The 14,482-nt window shown below is 61.6% G+C and carries 9 protein-coding genes; 4 read left to right on the top strand and 5 right to left on the bottom strand.

Annotated features, from left to right (window positions below; translation table 11 throughout):
* Nucleotides 1–33: 33 nt before the first annotated feature.
* The 4 genes from proP to MRY17_RS14005 form a co-directional block, all read right to left on the bottom strand.
* Nucleotides 34–1,536, bottom strand: coding sequence for a glycine betaine/L-proline transporter ProP (gene proP / locus MRY17_RS14020; RefSeq protein WP_065885310.1), 1,503 nt, complete (start codon nucleotides 1,534–1,536; stop codon nucleotides 34–36).
* A gap of 212 nt (nucleotides 1,537–1,748) precedes the next feature.
* A complete protein-coding gene (gene mapR, locus MRY17_RS14015; RefSeq protein WP_191956840.1) occupies nucleotides 1,749–3,158 on the bottom strand; it encodes a GntR family transcriptional regulator MpaR in 1,410 nt (469 codons plus the stop codon).
* Nucleotides 3,159–3,323: 165 nt separating this feature from the next.
* The gene (ccoG, locus tag MRY17_RS14010) at nucleotides 3,324–4,733 is read right to left on the bottom strand and encodes a cytochrome c oxidase accessory protein CcoG (RefSeq protein ID WP_243352330.1); all 1,410 of its coding nucleotides are present in this window, start codon (nucleotides 4,731–4,733) and stop codon (nucleotides 3,324–3,326) included.
* Between the two features lie 245 nt (nucleotides 4,734–4,978).
* The gene (locus tag MRY17_RS14005; RefSeq protein WP_065950383.1) at nucleotides 4,979–5,218 is read right to left on the bottom strand and encodes a DUF3203 family protein; all 240 of its coding nucleotides are present in this window, start codon (nucleotides 5,216–5,218) and stop codon (nucleotides 4,979–4,981) included.
* A gap of 121 nt (nucleotides 5,219–5,339) precedes the next feature.
* On the opposite strand from MRY17_RS14005, the gene MRY17_RS14000 reads away from it, so the two are divergent.
* Nucleotides 5,340–5,831 (top strand): MgtC/SapB family protein, encoded by a 492-nt coding sequence (locus tag MRY17_RS14000; RefSeq protein ID WP_181285605.1) that lies wholly within the window; start codon nucleotides 5,340–5,342, stop codon nucleotides 5,829–5,831.
* Here the strand turns inward: MRY17_RS14000 and MRY17_RS13995 are convergent.
* Nucleotides 5,809–5,985 (bottom strand): hypothetical protein, encoded by a 177-nt coding sequence (locus MRY17_RS13995; RefSeq protein ID WP_191951747.1) that lies wholly within the window; start codon nucleotides 5,983–5,985, stop codon nucleotides 5,809–5,811. The two genes, MRY17_RS14000 and MRY17_RS13995, sit on opposite strands and share 23 nt — an antisense overlap.
* 207 nt (nucleotides 5,986–6,192) lie before the next feature.
* On the opposite strand from MRY17_RS13995, the gene MRY17_RS13990 reads away from it, so the two are divergent.
* From MRY17_RS13990 to glgB, 3 genes are all read left to right on the top strand, one after another.
* Nucleotides 6,193–8,181: an alpha-1,4-glucan--maltose-1-phosphate maltosyltransferase gene (locus MRY17_RS13990; protein WP_243352329.1), complete on the top strand. Its 1,989-nt coding sequence runs from the start codon at nucleotides 6,193–6,195 to the stop codon at nucleotides 8,179–8,181.
* Between the two features lie 145 nt (nucleotides 8,182–8,326).
* Entirely contained in the window at nucleotides 8,327–11,674 is a 3,348-nt protein-coding gene (gene treS, locus MRY17_RS13985) for a maltose alpha-D-glucosyltransferase (protein WP_243352328.1), read from the top strand.
* Nucleotides 11,671–13,908 carry a 1,4-alpha-glucan branching protein GlgB gene (gene glgB / locus MRY17_RS13980; RefSeq protein WP_191951744.1) on the top strand — a complete coding sequence of 746 codons (2,238 nt, stop codon included), beginning with the start codon at nucleotides 11,671–11,673 and terminating at the stop codon, nucleotides 13,906–13,908. Before treS ends, glgB begins: the two co-directional genes overlap by 4 nt.
* The last annotated feature ends 574 nt before the right edge of the window (nucleotides 13,909–14,482 follow it).

Here is a 14,482-nt window from a genome sequence, read left to right as displayed (position 1 = left end):
TGGCCGCGGGCCGCGACCACGCACAGTCAGGTCTTAATTAATCCGTGGGTGCTGCTGCACCAGGTTTTCCCGCTTGGCTTGGAGGGCTGCAATCTCGGCATCGATGTCCTCGATCTTCTGCTCGATATTGTCATGATGCTCCTGCAGCAGTTCCTTGGCTTCTTCCATATCGGAAGCCGCCGGGGCCGCGCCACGCAGGGGTTTATTGGCGGTTTCCTTCATGGTCAGGCCGGTCACCAGGCCCACCACGGCGAATACCATCAAGTAATAAGCCGGCATGTACAGATCGTTGGTGCTTTCCACCAGCCACGCCACCGCAGTGGGCGTGACACCGGCAATCAGTACCGAGACGTTGAACGCGCTGGCCAATGCACTGTAGCGCAGATGTGTAGGAAACATAGCTGGCAGCGTGGAGGCCATTACGCCGATAAAGAAATTCAGCACGATCGCCAGGATCAGCAGGCCGCTGAAGATCAACCCGGTCTTGCCGCTGGTAATCAGCATGAACGCCGGAATCGACAGGCACAGCAGGCCGATACTGCCGGCGATGATGAAGGGCTTGCGACCGATCTTGTCGCTGACAAAACCGATGAACGGCTGCACGAACAGCATGCCGACCATGATTGCGATGATGATCAGCACGCCGCTGTTTTCGGCGTAATGCAGGTTGTGCGACAAGTAGCTGGGCATGTACGTGAGCAGCATGTAGTAGGTCACGTTGGTGGCCGCGACGATGCCGATGCAGGTCAGCAGGCTGCGCCAGTGCTTGGTGGCGATCTCCTTGAACGACACCTTGGGGCCGTGACTGAGGCCTTCGCGGTCACCCTGTTCGAGCTTGTCGACATGCTGCTGGAAGGCCGGGGTTTCTTCCAGGGCATGACGCAGGTACAGGCCGATGATGCCCAGCGGCAGCGCCAGGAAGAACGGCAGGCGCCAGCCCCAGGCCTCGAATTCCGCCTCGCCGAGCACCGTGGAAATCAACACCACCACGCCGGCGCCCAGCACGAAGCCGGCAATCGAGCCGAAGTCCAGCCAACTGCCCAGGAAGCCGCGTTTGCGGTCCGGGGCGTATTCGGCGACGAAAATCGACGCGCCGGTGTATTCACCGCCCACCGAAAAACCCTGGGCCATTTTGCACAACAGCAACAGGATCGGCGCCCAGATACCAATCGACGCATAGCCTGGGATCAGGCCGATGGCGAAGGTGCTCAGGGACATGATCACGATGGTGGCGGCCAGGACTTTCTGCCGCCCGTATTTGTCACCCAGAGCGCCGAAGAACAGGCCGCCCAATGGACGGATCAGGAAGGGTACCGAGAAAGTGGCCAGTGCAGCGATCATTTGTACGCTGGGGGACGCGTCCGGGAAGAACACCTTGCCCAGCACATAGGCGACAAACCCATAGACGCCAAAGTCGAACCATTCCATGGCGTTGCCCAAGGCGGCGGCGGTGATCGCCTTGCGCATCTTGTTGTCGTCGACAATGGTGATGTCGTTCAATCCGATCGGACTGACGCGTTTCTTACGTAATTTCATGCGGGTCACTCTAGACGCTGAACGGGGAGGTGCCATCGCTGCGATGGCACCGCTCTGTCAGTTCAGATACAAGCGGACACGAAATAATTCACCCATCGGCAGATTTTTTCTCACGGCGGGCGCCGCACGCGTCAGCAAGGCCGCGCAGATGGGGGCGCCGTGATGAGCAAGCCTGCGTAGCACGGCACCTGGCAAAGCCGTCAATTTGACCCTCAAAACGAGCGCACAATCCGCCCCAGCGTCTCCATCGCCTTCTCCGATGCTTCGGTCCACGGGCTACCGTAGTTCAAGCGGATGCAGTTGCGAAAGCGTCGGGTCGCCGAAAAGATCGGCCCCGGCGCGATGCTGATGCCTTGCGCCAGGGCCATCTGAAACAGTTTCAATGAGTCGGTTTGCTCCGGCAGTTCCAGCCACAGGAAATACCCGCCGGCCGGCTGGCTGACCCGGGTCTGCGCCGGGAAGTAACGGGCGATGGCGGCGAGCATCGCGCTTTGCTGTTCTTCCAGGGCGTAGCGCAGTTTGCGCAGGTGCCGGTCGTAGCCGCCGTGTTGCAGGTAGTCGGCAATCGCGGCCTGGGCCGGCATCGACGGGCACAGCGAGGTCATCAGTTTCAGGCGCTCGACCTTCTGCGCGAAGCGACCGGCCGCCACCCAGCCGACGCGGTATCCCGGCGCCAGGCTCTTGGCAAATGAGCCGCAGTGCATCACCAGCCCCTCGGTATCGAAGGCCTTGGCTGGTTTTGGCGCGTGCTGCCCGTAATACAGCTCGGCATACACATCGTCTTCGATCAGCGGTACCTGGTGGCTGCGCAGCAGTTCCACCAGCGCCTGCTTCTTTTCTTCCGGCACCGTCGCGCCCATGGGGTTCTGGAAGCTGGTCATGCTCCAGCAGGCCTTGATCGGGTAACGTTCCAGGCTTTGCGCCAGGGCGTTGAGGTCGATGCCGTCGCGCGGGTGCACGGGGATTTCCACGGCCTTGAGTTTCAGGCGCTCGAGCACTTGCAGGCAGGCGTAAAACGCCGGCGCTTCGATTGCTACCAGGTCGCCCGGCTCGGTCACGGCCTGCAGGCACAGGTTCAGCGCTTCGAGGGCGCCATTGGTGATCAGCAATTCTTCCATGGGCAGCATCAGGCCGCCGACCATGTAGCGCAACGCAATCTGACGGCGCAGTTGCGGGTTGCCGGGGGACATGTCGGTGACCACCAGGCGCGGGTCCATCTCGCGTCCGGCACGGGCCAGGGAGCGGGCCAGGCGCGGCAGCGGAAACAGCATCGGGCTGGGGAAGGCCGAACCGAAGGGCACGGTGTTCGGGTCCTTGATCGAATCGAGCACCGAAAACACCAGCTCACTCACATCGACTTCGGTGGACTCGTGTACCTGCTCGCTCACCACCGGCTCGGAAAACGGGCTGGGCGCGTGGGTATTGACGAAGTAGCCGGAGCGCGGCCGCGCGCGGATCAGGCCGCGACGTTCCAGCAGGTAGTAGGCCTGGAACACCGTGGACGGGCTGACGCCGTAAGTCTGGCTGGCGTAGCGCACCGAAGGCACGCGCTGGCCGGGGCCGAGGACACCGGAGCGGATCAGTTCTGCGATGTCATCGGCGAATTTTTCGTAGCGTTTCATGGGGAGCCTTGAACGGTGTGTGCGCTGGGCAAATGTGGGAGGGGGCTTGCCCCCGATGGCGGTGGCTCAGTTGGTTATTCGGTGACAGATACACTGCAATCGGGGGCAAGCCCCCTCCCACATTGGATCTCTATACATTGGAGTTTTATGCATTCAAGCGGATTATCAGCGGTTCAATGGCGCGACAAAGCGGCTGTCGGCAGCGCTGTAGATCCACGGCTCATCGACATCCATCACCTTGAAGCGCAAAGTCTGTGAGCTGCTCGCCGGTGTATCCGCCAGCAGGGCCACGGAGACCGGCACATCCACGATTTCCCCCGGTTCCAGGCTGATCTCGGTCTTGCCTCGCAACTGAAAGCTCTCGGCATCCACCAGTTCCAGGCGATAGTCCTGGTGCTGCTGAGTCTTGTTGATGACCTTGAGGCTGTAGATGTTTTCGATCAAGCCCTCGCTGTTCTCGCGGAACAGGCCCCGGTCCTTGGTCACGTCCAGCGACACCATCGGCCGCTCGACCAAAGCCACCGCCAATGCGGCGAGCATGACCAGCAGCACGGCACTGTAGCCGATCAGGCGCGGCCGTAGCAGCCGGGTCTTGCCACCTTGCAGTTGATGTTCGCTGGTATAGCTCACCAGGCCACGGGCATAGCCCATTTTGTCCATGATCGAATCGCAGGCGTCGATGCAGGCCGCGCAACCGATGCATGCCATTTGCAGGCCATCGCGGATATCGATGCCGGTGGGGCACACCTGCACGCACAGTTGGCAGTCGATGCAATCGCCGAGGCCGACATCGGCAGGTGTCACCTCGCGTTTACGCGGTCCGCGGCGTTCGCCACGGGCGGCGTCATAGGCAATGGCCAGGGTGTCCTTATCGAACATTACGCTTTGGAAGCGCGCATACGGGCACATGTGCATGCACACCGCTTCGCGCAGCCACCCGGCGTTGAGGTAGGTGGCTGCGGCAAAGACCAGCACCCAGAACAGACTGACGCCGCCCAGTTGCCAGGTCAGCAGTTCAGCGGCCAACGGGCGGATGGGCGTGAAATAGCCGACAAAGGTCAGCCCGGTCAGCACGCTGATGCCCAGCCACAGCGCGTGCTTGGCCGAACGCCGTGCCAGCTTGTCCAGGCTCCAGGGCGCGGCGTGCAGCTTGATGCGTTGGTTGCGCTCGCCTTCAGTGATTTTTTCGCACCACATGAACAGCCAAGTGAATACGCTTTGCGGGCAGGTGTAACCACACCACACACGGCCGGCAAACACCGTGATCGCAAACAGGCCAAAGGCGCAGATGATCAACAGTGCCGACAGCAGAATGAAGTCCTGAGGCCAGAACGTTGCGCCGAAAATATGGAATTTGCTTTCGGCCAGATCCCACAGCACCGCCTTGCGTGCGCCCCAGTTCAGCCACACGGTGCCGAAAAAGGCCAGGAACAACAACGCGCCACCGCTCATGCGCAAGGTGCGGTAGAGGCCGGTGAAGCTGCGGGTATGGATCAAGTTAACGCGGGATACGGCCTTCACCTTCTTTGGGTGAATGGGCACAAGAGTTTCCACAGTGGGGATTCGTTCGCTCATGGTCGTTCGCTCATCAGCCTCCATCAGGCGGATGAACTATGGGCGGCGCACTGTTTGCGTAACAGACTCAGGTTGGCGGTTAAAAAGCGGATCAGATGGCGCGGGCCTTGATGCGAGACCTTGTAGGAGCGAGCTTGCTCGCGAAAAACCCACAAGCACCGCGTTTATCCTTGAAGCACGCGTTATCGTTGAGGTTTTTCGCGAGCAAGCTCGCTCCTACAGCGGCATGAGGGCATACAGATCAATTAAATGACCGAACCCGGTTCGTCGGCCTTTACATGCTGGCGCCCGTCATGGGCACCCGCGACGGTCAGCGCATCGGCCTCGGCCTCGGTGATGTAGATCCGTTCAGCCGCCAGTTCGACGTACGACATGGATTTTTCGGTGTCGGTCACGACAGTGACGCGGGTCGCAGGCACGCTCTGTTCCTGGCCGTTGTCATTGAGCGTGAAATAGCACAGCTGGTTGTCGATACGGATAGGCATACCGGTCTCCTTTTCATGGGCTCTGGTCATTTGTGAACCAGCGTTGCGTGAGGGTTCCACGCAACTGACTGACGGTCGCCGCTGTCCACTTCCTATCAATAATCACAAAAGGACAGCATCCATGGACGCTTGGCTACATGAAGCGTGGCAAACCCTGCAGGCTGAGTTTGCCGATATCGGCGACGCCAGGCAGCTGACTCAGATCACCGTGCGCCTGCTGATGGCGGCGCTCCTCGGCGGCATCCTGGGTTTTGAACGCGAGAGTAAGGGCAAGGCTGCCGGCGTGCGCACCCATATGCTGGTGGCGCTCGGCGCGGCATTGTTCGTGATGGTGCCACAGATGTCGGGCAATCAAGCCGATGCCATGAGCCGGGTAGTGCAGGGGGTGATTGCCGGGATCGGCTTTCTGGGGGCCGGCACCATCATCAAGGGCAAGGATGAGGACGCGGGTCACGTCAAGGGCCTGACCACCGCCGCAGGTTTGTGGATGACCGCTGCGATCGGGGTTTCGGCCGGTCTGGGTCGGGAATCGACAGCGGTCCTGAGTACGTTGCTGGCCCTGGCGGTGTTCAGCGTGATGCCAAAAATCGTCAGGCGGTTCGAGAAGGACTGACAATGACCGGTGGCATGCTGGTCGGCGGTTCCTGCACCGGTGGCGGTTCGTTCTCCGGCGGTTCCTTTTCCGGAATCGGCGCAGGCTCGGTGGGTGGCAGGGTCGGGTTGTCGATATTCGGGTCGGGCGTCTCTGCCGGGATCGGGATAGTCATGGGTGTGGCCTCCTTTGTGCTTTGCTCTATCGGTGGACAGCCAGGGGAGGGAATTGATTCCCCGCCCGGTGGCGGTATATCCGCCTGAACTTTTGCCCGGCGCCCAGGCTCGGACCTAATACGGGCCTGCTCAGAGAGAGCGCGCCGCCATCTTACGAATTCGGATCAAGCACAGAGCGTCCACTGGGCGTAAGGGGAATATGCTCGATGACTGCTGAAACACTGGTTCCAGAACATTCTTTATTGCCGTTGTCCCAGGCGCTGCTGTTACCCAGAATCGCGATTGAAAGCACCATGCCTGTGATCGACGGCGGCGAGTTTGCCGTGAAAGCGGTGGTGGGCCAGCAGGTCAATGTCACCAGCAAAGTGTTCGCCGATGGCCATGACAAGCTGGCGGTGCTGGTGCGATGGCGCCCGCTCGGGCAGGAAAACTGGCACAGCGTGGTCATGAATGATGTGGGCAACAATGGCTGGGAAGGTGCGTTCACCGTGACCACCCAGGGGCCCCATGAGTTCTGCATTGAAGCCTGGATCGATACCTTCGCCAGCTTCTGCTACGAGCTGCGGAAAAAGCATGAAGCCGGGGTGCCGGTCAGCCTGGAGTTGCAGGAAGGCCGCAGCCTGGTGCTGCAGGCCGCCGAGCGCAGTGACAATGAACTGCGCGACCGCTTGATGCTGCTGCACCACGAGCTCTCCGGCCTGCTGGAAACCGAACAGGTCGCGCAGTTCCTGCACCAAGACAGTGCACACCTGATGACCCAGGCCGACCACCGCGCCTATTTGAGCATCAGCACCGTTTACCCGATTGACGTGGAGCGCGAGCGCGCCCAGTTCGCCAGCTGGTACGAGCTGTTTCCGCGCTCGATTACAGATGATCCGGCCCGTCATGGCACCTTCAATGATGTGCACTCACGCCTGTCGATGATCCATGATATGGGCTTTGACGTGCTGTACTTCCCGCCGATCCATCCCATCGGCCGCAGCCATCGCAAGGGCAAGAACAATTCCCTGAACGCCGGCCCCGACGATCCCGGCAGCCCTTACGCCATCGGCAGCGAGGAGGGCGGACACGAAGCAATTCACCCGCAACTGGGTAGCCGCGAGGATTTCCGCCGCCTGGTCAAGGCCGCCGCCGACCACGGCCTGGAAATCGCCCTGGATTTCGCCATCCAGTGTTCCCAGGACCACCCGTGGCTCAAAGAGCATCCGGGCTGGTTCAACTGGCGCCCGGACGGCACGATCAAATACGCGGAAAATCCACCGAAAAAGTACCAGGACATCGTCAACGTCGACTTTTATGCGGCCGATGCGATCCCGGGCCTGTGGACCGAACTGCGCGATATCGTGGTGGGCTGGGTGGAAGAGGGCGTGAAAACCTTCCGCGTGGACAACCCGCACACCAAGCCGCTGCCGTTCTGGCAGTGGTTGATCAGCGATGTGCGCAGCAAATACCCGGAAGTGATCTTCCTGGCCGAAGCCTTTACCACCCCGGCCATGATGGCGCGCCTGGGCAAGGTCGGTTATTCCCAGAGCTACACCTATTTCACCTGGCGCAATACCAAGGCCGAGTTGAGCGAATATTTCACCCAGTTGAACCAGTCCCCGTGGCGCGAATGCTACCGGCCGAATTTCTTCGTCAATACGCCAGATATCAACCCAGGCTTTTTGCATGAGTCCGGCCGGCCAGGCTTTCTGATCCGCGCCGCACTGGCGACCATGGGCTCGGGCCTGTGGGGCATGTACTCCGGGTTCGAGCTGTGCGAGTCCGCGCCGGTGCCGGGCAAGGAGGAATACCTGGACTCGGAGAAATACGAGATCCGCCCCCGCGACTTCACCGCGCCCGGCAACATCATTGCCGAGATCGCCCAGCTCAACCGCATCCGCCGCCAGAACCCGGCGCTGCAGACGCACCTGGGGCTAAAGCTCTACAACGCCTGGAACGACAACATCCTGTACTTCGGCAAGCGCAGCGAGGACGGCAGCAATTTCGTGCTGGTGGCCGTCAACCTCGACCCGCACAACGCCCAGGAAGCGCACTTCGAACTGCCGCTGTGGGAGATGGGCCTGCCGGACGATGCCCAGACCCAGGGTGAAGACTTGATGAACGGTCATCGCTGGACCTGGTACGGCAAGACCCAATTTACTCGGCTGGAGCCGCAGATGCCGTTCGGCATCTGGCGCATCACTGCTTCCTAGGCCAGTGGAGACCAAAGTGTGGGAGGGGGCTTGCCCCCGATCGCGGTGTATCAGTCACCGAATAACCAACTGAGCCACCGCCATCGGGGGCAAGAACCTTCCCACATTGATCGCATTTGCGTCTGCAGCATTTCAGGAGTGTGCAATGGCGAAGAAACCCAAGGCAGCCACCTTTATCAAGGACCCGCTCTGGTACAAGGACGCGGTGATCTACCAGGTGCATGTCAAATCCTATTTCGACTCCAACAACGATGGCATTGGTGACTTTCCCGGACTGATCGCCAAGCTCGACTACATTGCCGACCTGGGCGTCAACACCATCTGGCTGTTGCCGTTCTACCCCTCGCCACGCCGCGACGACGGCTACGACATCGCCGAATACCGGGGCGTGCACAGCGACTACGGGACCATGGCCGACGCCAAACGCTTCATCGCCGAGGCCCACAAACGCGGGCTGCGCGTGATTACCGAGCTGGTGATCAACCATACCTCCGACCAGCACCCCTGGTTCCAGCGCGCGCGCAAGGCCAAGCCGGGCTCGGCGGCGCGGGACTTTTACGTCTGGTCCGATGACGACCAGAAATACGACGGGACGCGGATCATTTTCCTCGACACCGAGAAGTCCAACTGGACCTGGGACCCGGTGGCCGGCCAGTACTTCTGGCACCGTTTCTATTCGCACCAGCCTGACCTGAACTTCGATAACCCGCAGGTCATGAAGGCCGTGCTGTCGGTGATGCGCTACTGGCTCGACCTGGGCATCGACGGCCTGCGCCTCGACGCGATTCCCTACCTGATCGAGCGTGACGGCACCAACAACGAAAACCTGGCCGAGACCCACGGGGTGCTCAAGCAGATCCGCGCCGAAATCGACGCCAATTACCCTGATCGCATGCTGCTGGCCGAGGCCAACCAGTGGCCGGAAGACACGCAACTCTACTTCGGCGACCGTAAAGGCGACGATGGCGATGAATGCCACATGGCCTTCCACTTTCCATTGATGCCGCGCATGTACATGGCCCTGGCCCAGGAAGATCGCTTTCCCATCACTGACATCCTGCGCCAGACCCCGGAGATTCCTGCCAATTGCCAGTGGGCGATCTTTCTGCGCAACCACGATGAATTGACCCTGGAAATGGTCACCGACAAAGAGCGCGACTACCTGTGGAACTACTACGCCGCAGATCGCCGCGCGCGGATCAACCTGGGTATTCGCCGGCGCCTGGCGCCCCTGATGGAGCGTGACCGTCGCCGCGTGGAACTGCTCAACAGCCTGTTGCTGTCGATGCCTGGTACGCCGACCCTGTATTACGGCGATGAAATCGGCATGGGCGACAACATTTACCTGGGCGACCGCGACGGCGTGCGCACACCGATGCAGTGGTCCATCGACCGCAATGGCGGCTTCTCCCGCGCCGACCCGGCCAGCCTGGTATTGCCGCCGATCATGGACGCGCAGTACGGCTACCAGTCGGTCAACGTCGAAACCCAGGCCCAGGACCCGCACTCATTGCTGAACTGGACGCGGCGCATGCTGGCGGTGCGCAAGCAGTCCAAGGCGTTTGGCCGCGGCAGCCTGAAAATGCTGTCGCCGAGCAACCGCCGCATCCTGGCGTATACCCGTGAATACACCGGGGAGGACGGCCGCACTGAGATCATCCTGTGCGTGGCCAACGTCTCGCGCAGCGCCCAGGCGGCTGAGCTGGACCTGTCCGCGTTCGCCGGGATGGTGCCGGTGGAGATGCTCGGCGGTAACGCATTCCCGCCCATCGGCCAACTGAATTTCCTGCTGACCCTGGCCCCCTATGGCTTTTATTGGTTCGTGCTGGCGGCGGAAAACCAGATGCCCAGCTGGCATGTGGAACCGGCCCAGAGCATTCCTGACTTCACGACATTGGTGTTGAAAAAACGTATGGAAGAATTGCTCGAAGAACCCTGCCGTACCACCCTGGAACACACTTCGTTGCCGGCCTGGCTGCCCAAGCGCCGCTGGTTCGCCGGCAAGGACGCCAGCATCGACAGCGTGCATATCGCCTACGGCGTGCGCTTTGGCGATGCGCAGCACCCGGTCCTGCTCAGCGAGATCGACGTCACCAGCGCGGGCCAGACCAGCCGCTATCAATTGCCGCTCGGTTTCCTCGGCGAAGACCAGCTCACCAGCGCCTTGCCGCAGCAACTGGCCCTGGCCCGGGTACGGCGCGGCCGCCAGGTGGGGCTGGTCACCGACGCATTCAGCCTCGAGCCTTTTGTTCGCAGCGTGATTCAAGGCATGCAGTCCGGTACCGTGCTCAATTGCAGCGAGGGTGACCTGCGCTTCGAGGCGACTCCGCACTTGGCTGCGCTGCAATTGACGGATGAGTCCGCGGTGCGCTACCTGTCTGCCGAGCAGTCCAACAGTTCGGTGGTGGTGGGCGAGAGCCTGGTGCTCAAGCTGATCCGCAAAGTCAGCGCCGGGGTGCACCCGGAACTGGAGATGAGCGCCTACCTGACCGAAGCCGCTTACCCGAACATTTCTCCGCTGATGGGCTCGATGAGCCGGCGCGACGCCCAGGGCGAGGACAGTCTGCTGATGATTGCCCAAGGCTACCTGAGCAACCAGGGCGATGCCTGGAGCTGGACCCAGAACAACCTCGAGCGGGCCATCCGCGACGAGCTGGCCGAAGCGATTTCCGAACAGGAGCAGCACTACAACGCCCTGGGCGAGCTGGCCGATTTTGCCGGTCTGCTCGGCCAGCGCTTGGGCGAGATGCACGGGGTGTTGGGCGCGCCCACCCAGAACAAGGACTTCAAGCCTGAAGCCACCTCGCTCAAGGACACCCAGGCCTGGGCCAAGGACGTGGGCGCGCAGATCGAGCGTGCCTTGCAATTGCTCAAACTAAATCAAAGCCAGTTGAACCCTGCCGATCAGGCGTTGGTCAGTGAATTACTGGCGCAGAAAAAAGCCATCGGCAGCCACGTCCAGGCCTTGGCGAAAGCCACGCTGGGCGGATTGCGGATTCGCGTCCACGGTGACTTGCACCTGGGCCAGGTACTGGTGGTCAAGGGCGACGCCTATTTGATCGACTTTGAAGGCGAGCCGGCGCGACCGCTGCATGAGCGGCGCGGCAAGCACAGCCCGTACAAGGATGTCAGCGGTGTGTTGCGCTCCTTTGATTACGCGGCGGCCATGGCCTTGAATGTGCAGGGGGTTGATCAGTCGCCGCAGGCGCAGGTCGCACGGCAACGTGTGACCGAGCGCTACCTGAGTGAAGCGCGCCAGGCATTTACCCAGGCCTATCAGGCAGCGACGGCTACACTGGCGCATGACTGGCAGGATGCCAATGGCCAGGACGCCGCGCTGACCTTGTTCAGCCTGGAGAAGGCCGCGTATGAAGTGGCCTACGAAGCGGAAAATCGCCCGAGCTGGTTGCCGGTGCCCTTGCAAGGGTTGCACGGTTTGCTCAGCGGGCTTACACCTGAATCGACAACTGCACGCGGTGGGGAGACGTCATGAGTTTTACGCATAGAGAACCGCTGCAGCCCAAGCTGACTGCAATGCCGGCGTCCAAGGACGTCGAAGCGCTGGTGCGCGCCGAGCACCACGATCCGTTTTCGATCCTTGGGCCGCACGACGATGAGCAGGGCGGGCAATTTATCCGCGCGTTCCTGCCTGAAGCCCTGAGTGTCCAGGTACTGGCGCGTGACAGCGGCGAGCCGATCGGCAGCCTCGACGCGACCCAGGTGCCGGGACTGTTTGTCGGGCACTTCGGCACGCGTCAGGATTACCTGCTGAAGATCCAGTGGGCCGGCGGCGAGCAGATCACCGAAGACCCCTATAGCTTTAGCCAGTTGCTGCTGGGTGAAATGGACCTGTACCTGTTTGCCGAAGGCAACCACCGTGACCTGGGCAACTGCCTGGGCGCCCAGGTGACCACTGTGGACGGCGTGCAGGGCGTACGGTTTGCCGTATGGGCGCCGAATGCCCGGCGCGTTTCGGTGGTCGGCGACTTCAACATCTGGGACGGGCGCCGGCATCCGATGCGCCTGCGTCATCCTTCAGGCGTTTGGGAAATCTTCATCCCGCGCCTGCAACCGGGCGCGGCCTATAAATACGAAATTCTTGGCGCCCACGGCATCCTGCCGCTCAAGGCCGACCCGATGGCCCTGGCGACCCAGCTGCCGCCGGATACCGCTTCGAAGGTCGCCCCGCCATTGCAGGTGGACTGGCAGGACCATGAATGGATGCAGGCACGTGGTGACAAACAGAACGCCACCGCACCGCTGTCGATCTACGAGTTGCACGTCGGGTCCTGGCAATGCGAGCTGGACGAGGCCGGCGAGGTGTCACGCCAATATGGCTGGCGCGAACTGGCCGAGCGGCTGATTCCCTACGTACAGCAGTTGGGCTTCACGCATATCGAACTGATGCCGATCATGGAGCATCCTTTCGGCGGTTCCTGGGGCTATCAGGCCTTGTCCCAGTTTGCGCCGAGCGCACGCTTTGGCTCGCCGGAAGACTTCGCCTACTTCGTCGATGCCTGCCACCGGGCGGATATCGGTGTGATCCTCGACTGGGTGCCGGCGCATTTTCCCACCGATACCCACGGCCTGGCGCAATTCGACGGTACTGCGCTGTACGAATATGCCAACCCGCTGGAAGGTTTCCACCAGGATTGGGACACGCTGATCTACAACCTGGGCCGCACCGAGGTGCACGGCTTCATGCTGGCGTCGGCGCTGCACTGGCTCAAGCACTTCCACGTCGACGGCCTGCGCGTGGATGCGGTGGCCTCGATGCTGTATCGCGACTATTCACGCAAAGCCGGGGAGTGGGTGCCCAACCGCCACGGCGGTCGGGAGAACCTGGAAGCCATCGATTTCCTGCGCCACTTGAACGACGTGGTTGCGCTTGAAGCGCCGGGCGCGCTGGTGATTGCCGAGGAATCCACCGCGTGGCCTGGCGTGAGTCAGAGCACCCAGCAAGGTGGCCTGGGCTTCAATTACAAATGGAACATGGGCTGGATGCATGACTCGCTGCATTACATCCAGCAAGACCCGGTGTACCGCGCCCATCATCATAACGAGCTGAGTTTCGGCCTGGTGTATGCCTGGTCCGAGCGGTTCATCCTGCCGATTTCCCATGATGAGGTGGTGCACGGCAAGCACTCGCTGATCGACAAGATGCCCGGCGACCGCTGGCAGAAATTCGCCAACCTGCGCGCCTACTTGAGTTTCATGTGGATGCACCCGGGCAAGAAGCTGCTGTTCATGGGCTGCGAGTTCGGCCAGTGGCGCGAGTGGAACCACGACCAGCAACTGGACTGGTACCTGCTGCAATACCCGGAACACCGTGGGGTGCAGAAGCTGGTGGGCGACCTGAACCGCCTGTACCGCGAGGAACCGGCGCTGCACGAGCAGGACGACGCGCCCCAGGGCTTCCAGTGGCTGATCGGGGATGACGCCATCAACAGCGTCTACGCCTGGCTGCGCTGGAGCAAGGATGGCAAGGCGGTGCTGGTGGTCGCCAACTTCACCCCGGTGCCTCGTGAGGCCTACGCCGTCGGCGTGCCATTTGCCGGGCGCTGGAGCGAAGTGATCAACAGTGATGCCGATATGTACGCCGGGTCCAACTACGGTAATGGTGGTGCGGTACAGACCGTGGATGAACCTCGCCATGGGCAGCCGGTGTCGCTGTCGCTGAACTTGCCGCCCCTGGGTGTGCTGATTCTGCGGCCACAGGAGGTATAGAGATCCACACAACGCTGCAGCACCCAACCGTAACCACGATGCGAAGCGAGTCGCTCTTGATCTTGATCTGCTTTTGATCTTGGGCGCCCCGTTAAACCACGCTGGCCGAACGCAGGCTTGAATCCGTGGGTAACCCGGCAGGACGCCGGGTTAGCCGCACTGGGCCATGGATGGCCCATTGCGGCGGCCCACGGATTCAAGCCGGAGAGAGGGCACACCGAGCCTGGGCGAGGTGCCGAGTGGTGGGGCAAGAGCGTTTTGCTTACTTTTGCGCTTTTCAAAAGTGAGCCGCCGTAAGGGCGGAACCATTAGCAGCCGTTACCGCAGAAACGGATATGTACTCGATCTGATCCAACATCCTGGTCGGCCCAGAGGCCGCCATCGGGGGCAAGCCCCCTCCCACATTGGATCTCGCAGCGTCAGGTAGATACGCGTTGGCTGTCCGACTGTCATGGGAGCAAGCCCCCTCCCACATTGGATCTCGCAGCGTCAGGTAGATACGCGTTGGCTGTCCGACTGTCACGGGAGCAAGCTCCCTCGCCACAGGTCCGGCGTCGCATCATAGTTATTCAGA

Origin of the sequence: Pseudomonas orientalis, from assembly GCF_022807995.1 — a bacterium.
Taxonomy (GTDB): domain Bacteria; phylum Pseudomonadota; class Gammaproteobacteria; order Pseudomonadales; family Pseudomonadaceae; genus Aquipseudomonas; species Aquipseudomonas orientalis_B.
Note: the sequence above shows the minus strand (reverse complement) of the source record. Positions and strands in the feature narration are given on the sequence as shown.

Bases quoted from the DNA above. Each gene is read 5' to 3' on its own strand.
- proP (WP_065885310.1), bottom strand. From the start codon at position 1,536: ATGAAATTACGTAAGAAACGCGTCAGTCCGATCGGATTGAACGACATC.
- mapR (WP_191956840.1), bottom strand. From the start codon at position 3,158: ATGAAACGCTACGAAAAATTCGCCGATGACATCGCAGAACTGATCCGC.
- ccoG (WP_243352330.1), bottom strand. From the start codon at position 4,733: ATGAGCGAACGAATCCCCACTGTGGAAACTCTTGTGCCCATTCACCCA.
- MRY17_RS14005 (WP_065950383.1), bottom strand. From the start codon at position 5,218: ATGCCTATCCGTATCGACAACCAGCTGTGCTATTTCACGCTCAATGAC.
- MRY17_RS14000 (WP_181285605.1), top strand. From the start codon at position 5,340: ATGGACGCTTGGCTACATGAAGCGTGGCAAACCCTGCAGGCTGAGTTT.
- MRY17_RS13995 (WP_191951747.1), bottom strand. From the start codon at position 5,985: ATGACTATCCCGATCCCGGCAGAGACGCCCGACCCGAATATCGACAAC.
- MRY17_RS13990 (WP_243352329.1), top strand. From the start codon at position 6,193: ATGACTGCTGAAACACTGGTTCCAGAACATTCTTTATTGCCGTTGTCC.
- treS (WP_243352328.1), top strand. From the start codon at position 8,327: ATGGCGAAGAAACCCAAGGCAGCCACCTTTATCAAGGACCCGCTCTGG.
- glgB (WP_191951744.1), top strand. From the start codon at position 11,671: ATGAGTTTTACGCATAGAGAACCGCTGCAGCCCAAGCTGACTGCAATG.